The 19,062-nt window shown below is 41.9% G+C and carries 12 protein-coding genes; all 12 read right to left on the bottom strand.

All coding sequences use genetic code 11. The annotated features are described in order from the left end of the window. Positions 1 to 11: 11 nt before the first annotated feature. On the bottom strand, positions 12 to 1,199 hold the full coding sequence (locus ATHSA_RS00850) for an FprA family A-type flavoprotein (protein WP_161847306.1): 1,188 nt from the start codon (positions 1,197 to 1,199) through the stop codon (positions 12 to 14). Beyond that, a complete protein-coding gene (locus ATHSA_RS00845) occupies positions 1,174 to 1,620 on the bottom strand; it encodes a Fur family transcriptional regulator (RefSeq protein ID WP_197739181.1) in 447 nt (148 codons plus the stop codon). The genes ATHSA_RS00850 and ATHSA_RS00845 overlap by 26 nt, the downstream gene beginning before the upstream one ends. Positions 1,621 to 1,732: 112 nt before the next feature. Further along, positions 1,733 to 3,994: a sodium-translocating pyrophosphatase gene (locus ATHSA_RS00840; protein ID WP_408626217.1), complete on the bottom strand. Its 2,262-nt coding sequence runs from the start codon at positions 3,992 to 3,994 to the stop codon at positions 1,733 to 1,735. A 106-nt stretch (positions 3,995 to 4,100) separates the two neighbouring features. After that, entirely contained in the window at positions 4,101 to 5,558 is a 1,458-nt protein-coding gene (xylB, locus tag ATHSA_RS00835; protein WP_161847303.1) for a xylulokinase, read from the bottom strand. Continuing rightward, positions 5,555 to 6,739 carry an ROK family transcriptional regulator gene (locus tag ATHSA_RS00830; RefSeq protein ID WP_161847302.1) on the bottom strand — a complete coding sequence of 395 codons (1,185 nt, stop codon included), beginning with the start codon at positions 6,737 to 6,739 and terminating at the stop codon, positions 5,555 to 5,557. The genes xylB and ATHSA_RS00830 overlap by 4 nt, the downstream gene beginning before the upstream one ends. Before the next feature lie 66 nt (positions 6,740 to 6,805). Beyond that, a complete protein-coding gene (gene xylA, locus ATHSA_RS00825) occupies positions 6,806 to 8,122 on the bottom strand; it encodes a xylose isomerase (RefSeq protein ID WP_161847301.1) in 1,317 nt (438 codons plus the stop codon). Continuing rightward, positions 8,119 to 10,428, bottom strand: a complete 2,310-nt coding sequence (locus ATHSA_RS00820; RefSeq protein WP_161847300.1) for a glycoside hydrolase family 3 N-terminal domain-containing protein — start codon at positions 10,426 to 10,428, stop codon at positions 8,119 to 8,121. Before ATHSA_RS00820 ends, xylA begins: the two co-directional genes overlap by 4 nt. Beyond that, positions 10,421 to 12,733, bottom strand: a complete 2,313-nt coding sequence (gene yicI / locus ATHSA_RS00815) for an alpha-xylosidase (protein ID WP_161847299.1) — start codon at positions 12,731 to 12,733, stop codon at positions 10,421 to 10,423. The genes ATHSA_RS00820 and yicI overlap by 8 nt, the downstream gene beginning before the upstream one ends. 45 nt (positions 12,734 to 12,778) lie before the next feature. After that, positions 12,779 to 14,482, bottom strand: a complete 1,704-nt coding sequence (locus tag ATHSA_RS00810) for an ABC transporter substrate-binding protein (protein WP_161847152.1) — start codon at positions 14,480 to 14,482, stop codon at positions 12,779 to 12,781. Between the two features lie 132 nt (positions 14,483 to 14,614). Beyond that, positions 14,615 to 16,657: an alpha-glucuronidase family glycosyl hydrolase gene (locus tag ATHSA_RS00805; RefSeq protein WP_161847298.1), complete on the bottom strand. Its 2,043-nt coding sequence runs from the start codon at positions 16,655 to 16,657 to the stop codon at positions 14,615 to 14,617. A 10-nt stretch (positions 16,658 to 16,667) separates the two neighbouring features. Then, positions 16,668 to 17,303 carry an SGNH/GDSL hydrolase family protein gene (locus ATHSA_RS00800; RefSeq protein WP_197739179.1) on the bottom strand — a complete coding sequence of 212 codons (636 nt, stop codon included), beginning with the start codon at positions 17,301 to 17,303 and terminating at the stop codon, positions 16,668 to 16,670. 52 nt (positions 17,304 to 17,355) lie between these two features. After that, entirely contained in the window at positions 17,356 to 19,053 is a 1,698-nt protein-coding gene (locus tag ATHSA_RS00795) for an ABC transporter substrate-binding protein (RefSeq protein ID WP_161847297.1), read from the bottom strand. Positions 19,054 to 19,062 lie beyond the last annotated feature (9 nt).

Below are 19,062 nucleotides of genomic sequence, written 5' to 3'. Positions count from 1 at the left end.
AATCCCTCCTCTTATGCTATTCCTATTTCTTTATGCTTTTTGAAAATACTTTCTGCAAGGCTATCTATTGCCTTCATATCCTCTGCTTTTGGATACCCGTTAACTGTAACAGGGGACAGGAGTTCACCTTTGAAAGAAGAAAGTATCCCTTTGATCTGCTCGATGGCCTGTCCGCCCCAACTGTAAGAGTTTACAATCGCTACGAATTTCGTTTTTGGCCTTAAAGCGTTGAAAAGATACATAGCGTATGCCACGTTCGGATGAACTCCGACAAGCATCGTAGGCGTTGCCACAACTGCCGTCGCAGAGTCGACTAAAGATATTGCCAACTTCCCCACGTCCATTTTCGTTAGATTAAAGGGTTCAACAACGATATCGAATTTCGTAAGATCGTCAATGAGTCTTTCTATCATCTTTTGGGTGCTTCCATGCATCGATAGATAAAGTACAGTGACTTTATTTTCAACGTTATCCGAGATCCAATCTTTGTAAGCGTTTATTATAAGGTCTGGTTGATCGTAAATCTGACCGTGGCTTGGTGCTATTAAATCTATCTTCATCTCTTCTACTTTTTTTATATTCGATCTTATAGAAGAACGAAATGGCATCATGATTTCGGCGTAATACCTTTTTGCACCCTCTATAACTCTATCTTTCTTTTGACCTACAAAGAGTTCTGTCGATGCAACGTGAGACCCGAAAAAGTCACAGGTAAAGAGTATCTTATCTTCCTTTAGGTATGTGGACATCGTCTCGGGCCAGTGAACCCATGGAGTGAAAAGGAATTTGAGAGTTTTATCGCCGAGGGAAAGTTCATCACCATCATTTATCGTTATGAATTTTGAATCATCTATTAAAAGCAAAGATTTCAAAAATTCTTTACACTTTTGGTTTGTGACGACTTTTGCTTCCGGATAAAGTTCGAGTACCTTGGGAATTGATCCGGAATGATCCTGCTCTGCATGTTGAGAGATCACGTAATCTATTCTTGTGAGGCCGAGACTTTTTATATTCTCTATGAAAAGGTCTTTTTTAGAAGGATCTACGGTATCTATGAGGGCATTTTTCTGGCTTCCCTTTATGAGGTAAGAATTGTAAGAAGTGCCTTCGTTAAGAGGTATTAATTCGTCAAAAAGTTCTCTGTCCCAATCTTGGACGCCAACGTAAAAGACATCATTTTTTACTTTTCTCGCCGCCATATGACTCACCACCCTCACAATGATCGCACTTTCCCCAGAATTCGAGAGTATACCCGTTCACCTTGTATCCTCTCTTTTCTATCACTTTTTCAATGGATTTTATTGCCTCTTCTATCTCTTTCGATTCGCTTTCGTGGAGCGGGGCATCCTTTATCTTTCCACAGTTAAGACAGTAAAAATGGTAATGGACACCAACGTTATCATCGAACCTTTTTTGCGTATCAATAGGCTCTAACTTTTTTATAAATCCATTTTTGGATAACACTTCTAAACTTCTGTACACGGTACTCATGCTTATTCTCGGTAATCTTTTTTTGACTGCAAGGTAGACTTCATCGACCGTTGGATGATTGCCAAGATTTTTGAGTTCTTCAAGTATTATCTTTCTTTGATAAGTAAGCCTCATTTGAGACTTTTCCAATTTCATATCTCCTTTCAAAAACAATAATCGTTTTCATTTACATGATACCACTAAAATTCAAAATTGTCAACATTGAATTTGAAACAACGGTCTTTCGACCGTTGTTTCAAAATTAGAAATTCGCCTCTCCAACCTTTTTCCTTTTAAATCCTCCTTGGACCGAATACATCACGGATACTATTATCGCGATTACGGAAAGAATTCCTATTGTTATCGCTATCGGATTGGTAGCCGAGACTCTTATTATTATAGGTGCAATTATCAGTGCTACAAGGTTTATGACCTTCATCATCGGGTTAAGGGCCGGACCTGCGGTATCTTTGAGAGGATCTCCAACCGTGTCGCCGACTACGGATGCCTTATGTGCCTCAGATCCCTTTCCTCCGTAAATTCCATCTTCAATCGTCTTTTTCGAATTATCCCATGCACCTCCAGATGTTGCCATAAAGACGGCAAGCAATTGGCTCGAAAGAATTGCTCCGGCAAGAAATCCTCCGAGCGATTCTTCTCCAAGTACAAGGCCAACCACAACCGGTGTAAGTATTACAAAGGTAGCAAGAGTTATCAACTCTCTTTGGGCGGCCGCGGTGCTTATTTCAACCGGTTTTTCGTAATCAGGCTTGACCTTTCCTTCCATCAAACCCGGAATTTTGAATTGCCTCCTTACCTCCTCGACCATTGCACCTGCCGCTTTGGCGACGGCATTTATCATCAGAGAGGAAAAGAGCCACGGAATCGCGCCGCCTATCAAAAGACCGACGAAGACTATCGGTGAAGAAACGTCTATTCCCTTTGCAAGGATTGTCTGGTTTGAAGGAACTCCCATCTGGGTCTGAACAAGGGCTATGCTTGTGAGGAAGGATCCAAATAGGGAGACGGCCGCTATGACTGCAGAACCTATGGCAACACCCTTTGTTATTGCCTTTGTGGTGTTTCCAACGGCATCAAGGTCTGCCAAATTCTGTCTTGATTCTTTGTCCATATCTGACATCTCTCCAAGGCCATTTGCGTTGTCTGATATAGGCCCAAATGAATCCATTCCCAAGTAATTTCCAGTCAACGTGAGCATTCCTATTCCCGTCATTGCGACCCCGTAAAGGGTAAAGGTGAAGCCCTGACCCCAGTAAATCCCGACAGCCGCTATTATCGCACCGGCTATCGCGAGTATCTGCCAGACCGTTGCCTCATAACCAACGACAAGGCCCCTCAATATGAGTGTGGCCGCGCCTGTTCTTGAGGCAGATGCTATGTCTTTGACGGGTCTGTAACGTGTATCCGTAAAATACTTGGTTATTTCGTTTAGTGCAAGTGCAAGAAGTATTCCGGCGCTTACAGAGAAAAAGGCTCTCCATTCATGCATGTAAAATATAGCAACAAGGGCAAAGCCTATAACGGATATAACGGCCGAGACGTAAAAGCCTCTGTTTATCGAGGTCATCGCGTTTTTCTCTTTTCCAACTCCTACAAGGTATGTCCCTATTATCGATGAGATAACTCCTATTCCCCTTACGAATAGCGGGAAGAGTACCCACATTATCTGTTTGGTCGAAAGGTAAAGGGCCACGCCGAGTATTAACGCGGCAACTATCGTAACCTCGTAAGATTCAAAGATGTCTGCGGCCATTCCAGCGCAGTCTCCGACGTTGTCTCCAACAAGATCTGCTATGACGGCGGCATTTCTCGGATCGTCCTCGGGAACCCCAACCTCTACCTTACCAACAAGGTCTGCTCCAACATCCGCAGCCTTTGTGTATATGCCGCCTCCCACTCTCATAAAGAGCGCAAGTAGAGTCCCGCCAAGTCCGAACCCTAAAAGCACGTCGGGAGAATCAATTCCAAAGATCATAAAAATTATTATACATCCCAGAAGTCCGAGGCCGTTCGTAAGCATTCCGGTTATAGTCCCATCCCTGTAGGCAAGTTTTAAAGCGTAATTTAGTCCCTTCTTCGAAGCGGCGGCCACGCGAACGCTGCCTTGAACTGCCATGCGCATTCCCAACTGACCCACGGCTAAAGAAAAGAATGCTCCCATTACAAAGGCAAGGGCACGTCCGATTCCGACTATCAAATTGATCTCAGCGTCCGTCATTCCTTTAAATCTTATAAGTGCGGCCGAACTGGGTGGGACAAAATAAACCGAAAGGAAAAGTACGACTGCAAGGATGACGATAAGGGGAAGAATGGATCTGAATTGCTTTCTGAGATAAGCATTTGCTCCACTTCTTATGCCTTCCCAGATGTTTTGCATCTCTTTGGGTCCTTTGTCTTCTTTGATGATCTGATTCCTGAGGATTAACGCGTAGAGTAAGGCTATGATGGCGATAATCAAAATTCCCCAGATCGACACTACTTCGAAGGTAGTTATTTCAGGAATTCCAAACAAGAAGACCATCTCCCTTTTGAGCGATCAGATGGACCCCCCTTCATTTGTGAAAATTATATCACTAAAATTGAATTGTTGTCATCATCTTTCTTTGTGATCATGATTGGTGATCTGTTTCTTTAAACCTTTCCTTTAAATCGTTGTATAGCCCTTTATATTCGTAATACCACGAATCGTAAAATTCAGTCCAAGATTTTTCAGGCTCGATGGTCTTTTTTATCTTTATCCATTTCGAAACCTCATCGAAATCTTTACCGTCTCCGACTGCGGCAAGCATAGCGGCGCCGTAAGCACCACCTTCGTTTATTTCGGGAATTTCTACCGGAACTTTGAAATTCGATGCTATGATTCTAACCCATTCGAGATTGTTCGATCCTCCTCCCGTTATCTTCGCACTTTTGACATCAACCCGCTTTTTGACAAGTTCAAATGAATCTCTAAGCCCAAATGTTATTCCTTCTATTACCGATCTTAGAATATCAGATTTTTGTGAGATCAAAGATATGCCAAAGATGACACCTCTTGCGTGTGGATCGCGATGTGGCGTTCTTTCTCCGTTCAAATATGGCAAAAAGATAAGCCCATTCGATCCGGGTTTAGAACCCTTTACCATCTCCTCTATCTTTTCGAGGCTATCATCAGATGCGACTATCCTTCTTGCCCAGTCAAATGAACTTGTCGCAGAAAGCATGACACCCATGTAATAAGAAAAATTGTCCACAACGTGATTGAAATAATGCAATTTGCCTTCAGAGTCTGGATCTTTTGATGACGTAACTCCTAATACCGTTCCAGATGTACCGACGCTGACCATACAATCTCCCGGTCTGAAAACGCCTATTCCAAGGGCGGAGACCGCATTGTCGGCGCCTCCGGCCACGACCTTTACATTTTCCCACCCAAATTCTTTAGATTTTTCAAGAAATCCACGAAGATCGTAAGATTTAGAAATGGACGGTAAAAGTTCTTCATTTATTTCGAGAGTTTTTAGAACCCTTGAATTCCATTTTCTCGATCTCACATCGTAAAAGGCCGTCCCGGACGCGTCAGACCATTCGGTGCCAATCTTTCCGGTCAGCATGTACGCTATGTAATCTTTTGGCATCATAATGTACCTTATTTTTTTGAAATTTTCAGGCTCGTTTTTCTTTATCCACAATATTTTTCCAAGGGTAAACCCCTCTAAAATCGGATTGCCGACCTCCGATATGACATTTCTTTCTCCACCAAGAATTTGCGTTGCCTCCTGACATTCTTTTGTGGTTCTTTGATCGTTCCAAAGTATTGCGGGTCTTACAACCTTTCCATCTTTGTCTAAAGTTACAAGGCTATGCATCTGACCGGACAGGCCTATTGAATTTATTTTGTACTTTGCGGCCTTTTTCAAAATCTCAAGTACGCCCTTCCACCAATCCATAGGATTTTGTTCAGACCATCCGGGTTTTACGATATTCACAGTCAGAGGAAAATTAAATCTATCGAGAATTTGACCATTTTCTTCTACCACAAGACCCTTTATTCCCGTCGTTCCAACGTCTATGCCAAGATAATTCACAAAAAAGCCCCCTTCGAGAATTCATTCATTGCCATAAGTGTACACCCCATGAGTGCTGACTGGATCATATCCATCGAGGATGTCAATATTAAAAGATCTTTTGTCGCGCTACCAAGCGCTTTTTTACTGACCTCATTTCTGACGATCTGGATATACCTTTTGGGGATCTTCTCTCCCATTCCTCCTATCATGACAAATTGAGGGTTTAAGATATTCACTATGTTCACGATCCCAATCGAGAGATAATACATCATTTCATTCAGTACCTCATCGGCAAGTCTGTCATGTTCACTTCTTGAAATGAGATCTTCGAACTGGGCTTTGAAGTTAGATCCTTTTAATTGTTTTTGAGAGTTGTACTTTTGGACGATGGTGTCTATAGAGATGTATTCTTCCCAGCATCCGTTGTTTCCACAATGACATGTTGGCCCATCCGCGTTGATGCTCATATGACCGACCTCTCCGGCCGTGAAGGAAGTACCCAGAAAGATCTCTCCGTTTATGAGCAATGCACCTCCGACTCCCTGTGAAATGTATATGTATACACCATTTACCATCTTTTGAATGGCATCGTTGAAATACATCTCGGCCATCAAGGAAAGTTTTGCCTCGTTTTCAAGGTAGATCGGAATCTTTATTTCTCCAAGAATCCTTTCCATCTCTTCTTTCATCTTTATGTCTTTCCATCCAAGGTGGGGAAGTATTTTCATGGAGATTTCATTCTTGTCAACTATACCCGGGACGGAAATGGATATTCCCTTTATCTTTTCTCCAGAATTTTTGAGAATCTTTTCTACTCTTCTGCCAGTTTCTTTTAAAAAAGTATCGACACAAGAGGGTGTCGAAAATTCATCCACCCTTTCGAAATCGTTGTTAAGGTATCCAAGTCCTATCTGGGTATTTTCAACGCCTATTTTTATCAATATGGCGCTTGCGGCATTCTTTGACGGGAGCAAATTAACCCTTCTTTTCCCAGGTTTATTGGAGGCATTCTTTCCTCCCTCTTCTACGAAACCATTTTCCATCAGATCAAAGACTATGTTTGTGACCGTACTCGGATTAAGGCCGGTCATTTCAACGAGATCTCTCCTGCTTATGCCGGGATACTTTCTTATCAGATCTAAGATGGCCAGTCTATTGGACCGGCCCATACTCTCTGAATTCATCGTCCTTATTTCCAAATTCTTTCCTCCGATTTTTCAATTTGATTTCTGATCTTTTTAGTCTCACTGTTTACGGATCACGCATCATTGTTTTTTGAACATGTATCTGTTCAAAATATTCTCAAGCATTTCCTGTCTCGATGAAACATTGCCCGCATCTTTCATGTCGAGTACGTACTCTTCGAGATCTTTAAGCGTCACTTTTTGTGAAACTATTTTCGCCCCTATACCATTATTATAACTCGAGTACCTTTCTTCTATAAACTTCTCGAATACCTTATCGTCTAACAGATCTTTCGCTATCCTAAGTCCGAGGGCAAAGGCATCCATCCCGGCAATGTGCGCGTAGAAAAGATCCCGATCTTCGAAAGATCCGCGTCTTACGTGTGCGTCAAAATTCAGTCCTCCGGGCGCTATCCCTCCGTTCTTGAGTACTTCATACATCGCAAGTGTCGTATCGTAGACATTCGTCGGAAACTGGTCTGTGTCCCATCCAAGTAACATGTCTCCCATATTCGCGTCTATACTCCCCATCTTCCCGCTTATCCTTGCAACCCTTAACTCATGCTGGAATGTGTGCGTTGCGAGTGTCGCGTGGTTTGCCTCTATGTTGAATTTGAAATATCCATCTAATCCATATGCCCTCAAGAATTCGAGCGCTGTCTGGACGTCGAAATCGTACTGGTGCTTTGTCGGCTCTTTCGGCTTTGGCTCTATCAAAAATTGCCCTTTGAATCCTATTTCCTTCGCGTAATCTATTGCCATCCTGTAAAACCTTGCCATGTTATCCCTTTCTAATTTCATGTCCGTGTTCAAAAGCGTGTCGTATCCTTCGCGTCCTCCCCAAAAGACGTAATTTTCTCCTCCCAATTCTTTCGTTATTTCAAGCATCTTCTTTACCTGAGCACCGGCAAAGGCAAATGCATTCGCGTTGCACGATGAGGCCGCACCGTGGACATATCTCGGATGAGAAAAAAGATTCGCAGTCCCCCATAGCATCTTTATACCGGTCCCCTTCATAAGGCCCTTTATGTGATCGATTACCTTGTCGAGTCCTTCATTTGTCTTTCTCAATGTCTCCTGTTCGGGATAAAGGTCTCTGTCGTGGGCACAAAAGTATTTCACGCCTAATTTCGACATGAATTCAAATGCCGCATCTGCTTTCGCCAAAGATGCGTCAAGCGGATCGGAATATTCAAACCACGGTCTTTTGTTGACTGCCGATCCGAACATGTCTGCACCTGTATGGCCGAATGTGTGCCAGTACGCGACGGCAAATCTTAAATGTTCCTCCATCGTCTTGTCGCCCAACTTTTCGGATGGATTGTAATAACGAAAAGTCATCGGATCTGAACCTTTTTCGTATTTTATCTTGCTTATCCCTTTGAAATACTCTTTCATATTTTTCCTCCTTCGATTACTGTTGAAAAGAACTTTGGCCTTTTTTTGCTTACTTTAACATTGGATTTCAATTCCACACTTCCTCTTAACCGTATGTCTTCAGAAGAACTGCCAATCATGAATTCAAATTCTCCGGCCTCCACGGTGAGATTCATCTTTGAATCGTAAAAGGCGAGAAGATCGATTGGCAGTTCGAAGGTAACAGATTTTTCTTCTCCTGCCTCGAGATGAATTTTCGCAAAGCCTTTCAATTCCTTTACAGGTCTTGTGATACTTGCAACTTTATCGTTGATATACAACTGTGCAACTTCGTCTCCGGCAACCTTGCCTGTATTCTTTATCTTGAAACTTACATTTATCGATTTTTCGAGATTCACGACCGAAGGATCTATTCTGAGATCTGAATATTCGAACTTCGTGTAACTCAATCCAAACCCAAATGGAAAGAGCGGTTTTGTACTTTCTTCAACGTAATCACCGTGCCAGTTAGATCTTCCTCCCGTTGGCTTATGAGAATAGTAGATGGGAATTTGTCCTACATTTCTTGGGAATGAAACGGGCAATTTGCCGGATGGATTGTAATCTCCAAACAAAACGTCTGCAACTGCATGTCCTCCCTCTTCGCCGGGAAGCCATGATTCGACTATCGCACTTGCGTGATCTGCGATCCACTTTATTGAAAATGGACGTCCATTTACGAGGATTACAACGAGGGGTTTACCGGTTTTGTAAAGTTCTTCAACCAATTCTTCCTGAACTCCGGGCAGATCGAGCGTGGATCTATCTCTGCTCTCGCCCGTCGTTGCAGAAAGTGAAAGACCGGATCTATCTCCTACAACGGCAATGACAATGTCTGATTCCCGCGCGATCCTTATCGCCTCTTCAAAACCATCCTTAGAAGGATCTAAATTATCGCAGCCACGCGCGTATTTCACATCGATTTTCCCATTCGCTTTTTCTTTTATTCCGTCTAAAATTGACACTATCTTTACATTTCCTTCCGTCGATTTGAGATATTTTGAAGTCGGGATAACGTCCGGCACTTCGTTATTCACAAAGGCTTCTATGTGAGACGGGTACGAGTAGTCACTTAACATATTTCTGCCATTTGCCGCATTTGGTCCCACTACGGCTATGGAATGTAGATTCTTGAGCGGGAGTATACCATCATTTTTCAACAAAACGATGGATTCTCTTGCGGCTTTTAAAGCAATGGCACGATTGGCGTCGGTGTCAAAAAATGCAAAAACATTCTTCTCAGTTACAAATGGTTTTTCAAAGAGTCCAAGTTTCAACTTCGCATTCAGGACGCGTTTTACAGATCTATCGATCAAAGATTCTGGAATCTGGCCGGATTCAACCCCTTTTTTCAATGTATCGCTGTAATACTTTCTTGTCGGCAGTTCGACATCTATGCCCGCATTTAAAGCCATGAAGGCTGCCTCAATTTTGTCTTTGGCAATCCTGTGGTAATTTTCGATCATATCGATTGCGGAATAATCGGAAACGACTATGCCATCGAATTTCCATTCCCTTCTGAGAATGTCTGTCAGAAGATATTTAGAGGCCGCACATGGTACACCATCTATCTCGTTGTAGGCGTTCATTATAGATCCAACTTTGGCATCTTTGACCGCTATTTCAAAGGTCTTAAGAAAGACCTCTCTCAATTCTCTTTCGCCAAGGTGAACCGGCGCGCAGTTCAGGCCACCTTCGGACATGGCATATGCGACGAAATGTTTTGCGGTTGCCATAACACCGTTTTTCATGTTTTTTTGGAGTGCTTTTATGTAATTATCTGCGAATACAGAAACAAGGTAGACATCTTCACCGAATGTTTCTTCGATCCTTCCCCACCTTGGGTCTCTCGAAACATCCAAAAGAGGTGCAAGCCCTTCATGTGCTCCAACGGATCTCATTTGTTGTCTTATGACATTTGCGATTTCGTGAACTATTTGTGGATTCCAAGAACTTGCAATCCCTATCATCTGTGGAAAGACGGTAGCACCTTTCGCCATGTATCCGTTTAAACATTCCTCGTGAACAATTGCTGGAATTCCAAGACGGGTCTCTTCAACTAAAAATTTTTGAATTTGATTTGATACCTTCACACTTTTGTCTGGGGGAAGACCTGATGATCCGCCAACGCGTGTTATCTGGCCAATTCCATTTGACAAAAGTTCTTCCATCTTTTTGTGAGACAGTTCCCCATCTTCGTTGAAAAGTTCATGGACCCATACCGATCCGATTTGGGCTATCTTCTCGTCTAAGGACATTTTTGAAAGTATTTCTTCGATCTCACCCATTGATTTCACCTTCCAGTTCTAATTTTATATTTTCTCCCTTGGGTATTATCCTGTATCCAAAATCTTCTTTTTTCAAATCTCCGTTGATTACAGATCTTACTTTTTCGTAGATTAGGATATTCCATTTTTTATCTTCATTTTTCTTCTTTACCTCTATATCCATTAATTGACCTTTTCTCTTTGCTTTTATTTGAGTCTCGAGATTTCCATTCGTGTCGTAAATCTCGGAGAAAGTTTCATTTATTCCGAAAAGATGGAATGTAACGTTGTCTGCATAATCGTAATCAGGTCTCGAATCAACATTGCCCGTTGCGATTATCGTATTTTCCCTCATCATCAAAGGAAGGCTCATGTATCCATGTTTTTCATTCTTCCATCTTCCGCCGTCAATTATCTCTTTGGTTATAAAATTCATCCATCTTCCTTTGGGCAAATAATAGGTTACCGTACCATCTTCTGAAAAGATCGGCGCAACAAGCAAGGCATCTCCGATCATGTACTGTTTATCAAGGAAAAGACAGGTAGGATCATCGAATTCGACCATCATCGGCCTCATTACAGGAATCCCTTTTCTTGACGCTTCAACGGCCTTGGAATAGATGTAAGGCATCAACTTGTTTTTTAACTTTGAAAAAAATCTTAAAACATCGACTGATTCTTCATCGTAAAGCCATGGCACCTTGTAAGCGTTGTTTCCGTGAAGCCTACTATGGGAAGAGAGTAATCCAAAAGCCGTCCATCTTTTGTAAAGATCGGGCGTTGATCTGCTTTCAAAGCCTGCTATATCGTGACTCCAGAAACCAAAACCGCAAAGCCCTAAAGACAATCCTCCGCGCAAACTTTCGGCCATCGATTCGTAAGTCGCTGAACAATCTCCTCCCCAGTGGACCGGGAATTTCTGGCTTCCGGCCGTCGCCGATCTTGCGAAAACTAACGCGTCTTCACCTTTCTTCTCTTTTGTCGCTTCAAAAACCGTTTTATTGTAAAGGTAAGTGTAGTAATTATGCATTCTTTCGGGATCTGAATTATCGTAATACACGACATCTGTTGGAATTCTTTCACCGAAATCTGTTTTAAAACAGTCAACTCCCATTTCGATCAATTCCTTCAACTTTTCTGAAAACCATTTTTTAGCGTCTGGATTTGTGAAGTCGATTATGCCCATCCCGGGCTGCCACATGTCCGACTGCCATACACTGCCATTTGGACTTTTCAACAGATAGCCATTTTGCATTGCTTCATCGAATAACTTTGACTTCTGTGCTATGTAGGGGTTTATCCAAACACTTATTTTTAATCCCTTATCCTTAAACCTTTTTAACATTCCTTCGGGATCTCGAAATTGATTCCTGTCCCATTCGAGATCTGTCCATTGAAACTCTTTCATCCAAAAACAATCAAAGTGAAAAACCTTAAGGGGAATATCTCTTTCTAACATTCCGTCCACGAATTTTGTTGCAGTCTCTTCATTGTAATCAGTTGTGAAAGAGGTTGTCAGCCACAATCCAAAGGACCATGCCGGCGGCAATGCGGGCTTACCTGTAAGGTATGTGTATTTTTCCAAAACTTCCTTTATCGATTCTCCGACAATTAGCAGATAATCAATACTTTCTCCGTTAACACTGAATTGAACTTTTGAAACTCTCTCGGATGCTATTTCGTAGGATATCATACCCGGATTGTTAACAAAGACTCCATACTTTTTATTCGTAAGGTAGAATGGGATATTCTTGTAAGATTGTTCGCTGTTTGTGCCGGCATCGGCATTCCACATATCGATAACCTGTCCGTTTTTTACGAAGTTGGTAAATCTTTCTCCCAGCCCATAGACGTATTCACCAACGTCGAGATCAAGTTGTTCTCTCATGAATCTTTCTCCGCTTTCAGAGGTTATATAAGCAAGGCTTTTATAACCGCTTTTAGTCAAGTGCCTCTCTTTATGGATGAAATCCATCTGAAAATCATTCTTGTTTATCTTCAAAGATGAATCGCCGCTTTTTACAGTTATAAATTCGTTGTTTTCATCAAAATGAACTTTTAAATTGTCATCTTTGATAAAAAAATCAGGTCCATGGTGTATGTTACCTTTAAAATGATAAGCCTGAATTCGGATAACATCTTCGACCGGTGAAGATATCCTTAAAGTTATCATCGGGCCACCGAGAGTGTCCCCCCTGTTTCTGACATGAAATGTTGTGACATAGACAAAGATCTCTTTATCTGAATTTTTGACATCGACAACCTGTGAAGATCCGTATATCGAAATTCCCTTTTTTACAAGCCAGTTTCCATCTGTGAATTTCATCGAAACACCTCGTTTAAAAATTGGGGGGAGGACCCCCCCATCGATTCATTTCAGGTGTATATTCAAGGCGAGTATTTCCGGAGCAACCTGAATAGACCCTACCATGTAGTAAGGATATTGGTCATCCGGGAATCCCGCAAGCGTGCTCGTCTGGTACACGTCCCACATCGGAACTGGCAGAAGCGCAGCAACTGGCAGATCGTCTAACACTATCCTCTCTATCGTGTATATCGCCTGCCTTTGCAATCTCTGGTCAGATGTCGTGTTGAATACCTGCAACGCATCTGTTATCAAAGGATTCGTGTATCTTGAGAAGTTAGAAGATGCCACCTGCCCTATCGGTGCCGTCTGTGTCGGACTGAATGCAAAGTAATATGGAGTGTATGGATTTATCCCAAGGTTAAGCCATGTTATCGACATGTCAAATGTCCCTGTCTGTAAGGACGAATAATACTGACCAAAGGATTGCTGGACCGGGTTAACCTGAAGCCCTATCTCTTTTAATTCCTGCGCTATTATCGCCTCTGCCTGCACCCAGTCTGTCCATCCAGTAACAACGCTCAGTGTGAATGTCGGCAGTACCTTCCCATCCGGACCGGTCAATAGACCCTGCGCGTTCTTCTTAAACCCTATCGATGCCAGCAAATCCTGCGCCGCCTTCGGATTGTACGCAACTAACGAGGATGCCAAAGATGTCAGGGTCGGATCTAACCATGAACGAAGCGGATAGGTTATCAGTGTCGGATTGTTGTACTGTGAGAATTGCGGCCCGTACAGACTTGTCAGTATGAAGTTCCTGTTTATCGCCATCGAGATCGCTTTCCTGAAGTCCGGTATGTTGAATGGGTATTTCGCATCGTTGAATATCAAATGATTGTTCCCGAGTATCGGCCACCATATCTTGTTGTTAGACGGGTCTTTCGAGATGTAAGTCTGTTCAACTCCGGGTATGTAGAGGTTTGACATGTCATATTCGTGTTTTATGAGCGCGAGTGTGCATGTATCGTTCGAGTTGACGGATGTAACTACCACACTGTCGAGATATGGCCTGCCGGTCATCCAGTAATTCGGATTCTTCACGTACGTAACTGTGTTCGCAGGCTGGTCAAAACTCTTGAAGAGGAATGGACCGGTACCGACTGGATTCGGGTTTGTGTATTTGGCAGGATCTGAAATATTTGCCCATATATGCTCGGGTATTATTGGCTCTCCAACCAAATACTGGAAGAGCGCCATGTTGGGTTGTGAAAGTTTGAAGATGACTGTATCTCCACTCGCCGTTACACTGACAAGATCATTCGCAGATGACCATATACCGTTAAGGTCTATACTCGGATTGGCCTTTAGATAATTGAATGTGAAGACCACATCCTGTGGTGTAAATGGAACTCCGTCTGACCATTTGACACCCTGGCGGATTGTGACATCCAATTCTGTGTTGTTGTCTGTCCATTTGTATGATGTGCCGAGCATGTTAGTAACGTCACCTGTAAGGTTTATGAAAAAGAGTGATTCGTAGATGAAGGATGTCGGAAGTGTCGAGTTGTTTCCCATGAATGGGTTAAGGCTATACTGGAGAGGACCGTTTGGAAGGATTATCTTAAGAGTTCCCCCGTATTTGACGTTACTTCCCCAGTTGACGATTGCCGGTCCGTACTGAGTTAGGTACGGATATGAAACGTCTGCAAATCCGATGCTCATTATGCCTATTAAGGCTATGAGCAGGACAAAAAACTTAACTTTACCCATGTAACTCCCTCCTTATTTTGAAATTGCACCAATTTATTGTATCAATAAACTATCTAAAATCAAAATAACAAAAGATATCGTTATTTCAAGTATTCATGAAATCAAATGAGATAAAGAGAAACAGGTAAGATTTTAATAGATTTTTCTTCCAAATTCGTCTTTAATTCCTGATTTTCTCCAAAAATAGGAGTTGATGACGTCACACCATTCTATTGCATTCTTAAGTTGAAGTTCAAATCTTTCAAGCACTTCATTAAAAATGATTTGGTCAACATGATCCTTTAAACCAATCCACTTTTCCTTCATTTCGATAACCTTTTCGACTCCGTCAAAGTGGGAATCGTAGATATGCTGGATAATTGTTTTACCGGATTTCAACCTGTGGGTGTATGGCACATGGTGGAAAAAAAGCAAAAGTTCATCGGGACATTTTTCGAGAGATTCGTAAATTTCGGCCACTTGAGGTCTGTACTGGCTGATAAAATCTGTTCCTGTCGCTTTTGTCCTGTCCACTCCGATGCCTTCATGATCTGCGTAATGGTATGTGCCCCATTTTGAATATTCGTACCCATCGACATTTGGGCCGTAATGTATGCCCGGATTTACCATCCATCCGACTCCGAGCGGAGACGTATAACTTTCGTAAATTCTCCACGATGACAAAAGCATTTCAGAGATCGTTTTGACAACTTCCGGATTGTTTCCGAAAGTAAGTTTAGTCCATTCATTTGTTATATCTTCGGATGAAAGGTTCGGATTCCACGCAAGTCTCCCAAATCCGTAAAGATTTGCCTGGGCGAGAGGATGACCCGTCCAGTTTGGATCGTCTCCAACATTTGAAACTCCGGCGACCCCGCCGTAGGGTCTTTTGAAAGTTTTTCCACTTACCACATTTGAAACCTTTGATCCTCTTCCGGCCGCGTAAGTGTCGAAGTCAAATACCTCCTTCCATTGAGGCACAAGATAGCAAAGATCTATCTGGTGGCCGGTATACTCTTGGGTTATCTGCAATTCAAGCATTTGATTTGTACTCTCCATGGCACCGAACAAAGGAGACACAGGTTCTCTTACTTGAAAATCCATAGGTCCGTTCTTTATCTGGAGAATGACGTTGTCGAGAAATTTTCCATCGAGAGGTTTGAAAAATTCGTAAGCGGCCTTTGCCCTGTCTGTTTTTCTGTCGCGCCAATCCTGCATTTTATAGACAAATGCGCGCCATATCAAAAGACTTCCAAACTGTCCGAGTGCCTGTGCAATCGTGTTGGCGCCGTCTGCGTGAGTTCTGCCGTAGGCAAATGGACCAGAGGTGTATTCCGAGTCGGCCTTTACGATAAAACCTCCGAAGTCTGGAATATATTCGTATATTTCTCTTACCTTTCCCTTCCACCAATCTTTGACTGAAAAATCCAAAGGATCGGAGGTAAGAAGTTTTCCGACGTAAGTTGGACTTGCAAAATTAACGCTTAAAAATATCTTTATTCCATAATTTCTAAAAATATCGGCTATTTTTGCCACATCCGTAAGATATGTTTTCGTTATTAGTCTCATCTCATTCTCACGAACGTTGACATTGTTCAAAGAGATCGCATTTATGCCAATGGAGGACAAAAGTCTTGCGTAATCCTTTATTCGTCTTTGATCGAATGAGACTTTGTTGTCTTTGTAAAAGATAGAATTTCCCGCGTATCCTCTCTCTATCGTTCCATCCAAATTGTCCCAGTGATCTATCATGCGAATTTTGTTTTGCGGATTTTCAAAGATATCAAGATTGGTTATAGACTTTTCGGATTGCAAAATTCTTAAAAAATGAAATACGCCGTATAAGATTCCAAGATCACTCTTGCCGGCGATCGCTATTTTCGATTTAACTGTCTTGATCATGTAACCTTCCCTATCAAGTGATTCAAAAGCCTCTTTACCGACTATATCGATGATCTTTGATCTGTCAGTCCCAATGACCAATCCTGCTTCCTCGACGAATTCATCTGTAACAGTCGGAACAATCGAACACATAGAGGAAATACCGTCAATAAGTTCATCTAAAGCGTAGTTAATGATATCAGATGTCTTCGTAACGGTAATATTCCGGCAAAATGGCCTGTAAGAAGAAAGTACGCTTTGATCTTCGACATTTTTGTACCTTAACCAGCATTTATAACCATTCTCGATCTCCATTTTTTACTCCTCAAAAACGTTCGACGTATTCAATCCATTTCTTTGCGATCAAAACGCTACCGTTAACTGTTGGATGGACACCGTCGTATGACCAAAATAACGGATCTTTTGAAGAACAATATCCGGTCATTATCCCATCAAGGGGAATAAAGATGGCTTTGTATTCAAGCGCGACTTTCCTTACAACGTGAATTTTGGGATCGAGATCAATCCTCCACGCTTCTTTGTTGGGAGTTCTTTCACTTTTAACAGACTCAACTAAATATGGCTCAAGAATTACGATTTTAGATCCGATCTCCTTAACCTTGTCAAGGATGAATCTGTAATCCCTTTCAAAATCTTCAACAGATGTTGGATCATCACTGTCAAATCTTCTCCACGTGTCATTTATCCCTATCAAAATTGAGACCACGGTGGGCTTGAGTTCAATACAATCTTTGATCCATCTGCTTTTCAAATCTCTAACCCTGTCTCCACTTACGCCCCTGTTCAAAAATTTGACATTCATGTCAGGGTGTTCTATGCTCCACAGAGCAGACACAAAAAATGGGTATCCATTTCCAAGATCATCTGGATCCTCTCTTTTTCTCATGTAGTCCGTTATGCTGTCACCTTGAAACAAAACAACATCTCCATTTTTTAACATGATGTATCCTCCATTCAAAGATATGGGGAAGGGAATTCCCTTCCCCATTTTATCATTTCAAATGGACATTTAAAGCGACAATCTCTTCGTCCGTGGAAAGACTTCCCTGAATGTAGTAAGGATATTGATCATCGGGGAAACCTGTAAATCTGTAAGTTGTGTAAGTATCCCACATCGGGACTGGTAAAAGTGCGATCATCGGCATATCATCAAGGACAATGCGCTCTATTGTGTATATTGCTTGCCTTTGAAGAGTTGGATCTGTTGTAGTGCTAAATATCTGTAAGGCACTCGTTATTAAAGGATTAGTGTATCTTGAAAAATTCGTAGATGCAACCTGACCTATCGGTGCCGTCTGTGTCTGACTGAAAGCGTAATAATATGCGTTATAAGGTGTTGGTCCTACATCAAGCCAAGAAATTGCCATGTCAAAATTTCCAGTTTGCAAGGAAGAATAATATTGCCCGTAAGATTCTTGATTGACAATCACTTGAAGTCCTATTGCTTTTAACTCTTCAGAAACTATTTGTGCTCCTTGTATCCAATCTGGCCACCCGGCGACCACCGTTAACGTATATGTTGGAAGCACTTTCCCGTTTGGATCTGTCAAAAGGCCCTGATCATTTTTCTTGAATCCTATCGATGCAAGTAGTTCTTGGGCCTTTTGGGGATTGTAAGTGATAAGTGAAGAAGCAAGTTCTGTCAAAGTGGGATCAAGCCATGAACGAAGTGGATAGGTTATGAGAGTTGGATTATCGTAATTTTGAAAATCTCCAAAATATAAGTGATCTAAAATGTAAGATCTGTTTAAGCTCATCGATATTGCTTTCCTAAAGTCAGGAATATTGAATGGATATTTGGCATCGTTGAGATACAAAGCATTGTTCCCGACGACTGGCCACCAATATTTGTTGACTTCAGGATCTTTGTTAACGTAAACCTCTTTCACATTGGGAACATAACCTAAGCCTATATCAAAATCATGCCTCAAAAAGGCCATAAGTCCGGTTGTGTTAGATGTCAAAACTTGCCACTTAATTTGATCGATGTAAGGCCTTCCAGTCATCCAGTAATTTGGGTTCTTTGTAAAGATCACAGTTCCAATAGCAGCGTTAAAATCTTTCAAAACAAATGGTCCTGTCCCCACAGGATTTGGATTTGTGTATTTGGAAGGATCTGAAATATTTGCCCATATATGTTCGGGTACTATTGGTTCTCCGGCAATTATATTGAAAAATGGTATATTCGGACGTGAAAATTTGAAGATAACTGTATCTCCACTTGCCGTTACACTGACAAGGTCATTCGAAGGTGCCCAGATACCATTCAAATCTATTGCGGGATTGGCCTTTAGATAATTGAATGTGAAGACCACATCCTGTGGTGTGAATGGGACTCCGTCTGACCATTTGACACCCTGGCGGATTGTGACATCCAATTCTGTGTTGTTGTTCATCCATTTATAGGATGTGCCGAGAAAGTTCGTTATTTTTCCGCTCATATCAACGTAGAATAATGGCTCATAGATCAAAGATACAGGCAAATTCCCTTTAATGAATGGGTTGAAATTTTGAGTAATTGTAATGTTGGCACCATAAAGCCAATTCAGTGTTCCTCCATACTTTACATTTGGGCCCCAGTTGACAATCGCAGGGCCGTACTGGGTAAGATACGGATAAGAAACATCCGCAAAGCCGATACTCAAGATGCCTATTAAGGCTATCATGAAGATTAAAAATTTGAACTTCATAAACTTCAC

This window comes from Athalassotoga saccharophila, from assembly GCF_009936215.1.
Lineage (GTDB): Bacteria > Thermotogota > Thermotogae > Mesoaciditogales > Mesoaciditogaceae > Athalassotoga > Athalassotoga saccharophila.
This window is presented reverse-complemented; position numbering and strand designations above follow the sequence as displayed.

What these genes read in the sequence shown, in the direction of transcription:
- ATHSA_RS00820 (WP_161847300.1), bottom strand. Translation starts at nt 10,428, where the DNA reads ATGGGTGAGATCGAAGAAATACTTTCAAAAATGTCCTTAGACGAGAAG.
- ATHSA_RS00795 (WP_161847297.1), bottom strand. Translation starts at nt 19,053, where the DNA reads ATGAAGTTCAAATTTTTAATCTTCATGATAGCCTTAATAGGCATCTTG.
- ATHSA_RS00805 (WP_161847298.1), bottom strand. Translation starts at nt 16,657, where the DNA reads ATGGAGATCGAGAATGGTTATAAATGCTGGTTAAGGTACAAAAATGTC.
- yicI (WP_161847299.1), bottom strand. Translation starts at nt 12,733, where the DNA reads ATGAAATTCACAGATGGAAACTGGCTTGTAAAAAAGGGAATTTCGATA.
- ATHSA_RS00850 (WP_161847306.1), bottom strand. Translation starts at nt 1,199, where the DNA reads ATGGCGGCGAGAAAAGTAAAAAATGATGTCTTTTACGTTGGCGTCCAA.
- xylA (WP_161847301.1), bottom strand. Translation starts at nt 8,122, where the DNA reads ATGAAAGAGTATTTCAAAGGGATAAGCAAGATAAAATACGAAAAAGGT.
- ATHSA_RS00810 (WP_161847152.1), bottom strand. Translation starts at nt 14,482, where the DNA reads ATGGGTAAAGTTAAGTTTTTTGTCCTGCTCATAGCCTTAATAGGCATA.
- ATHSA_RS00800 (WP_197739179.1), bottom strand. Translation starts at nt 17,303, where the DNA reads ATGTTAAAAAATGGAGATGTTGTTTTGTTTCAAGGTGACAGCATAACG.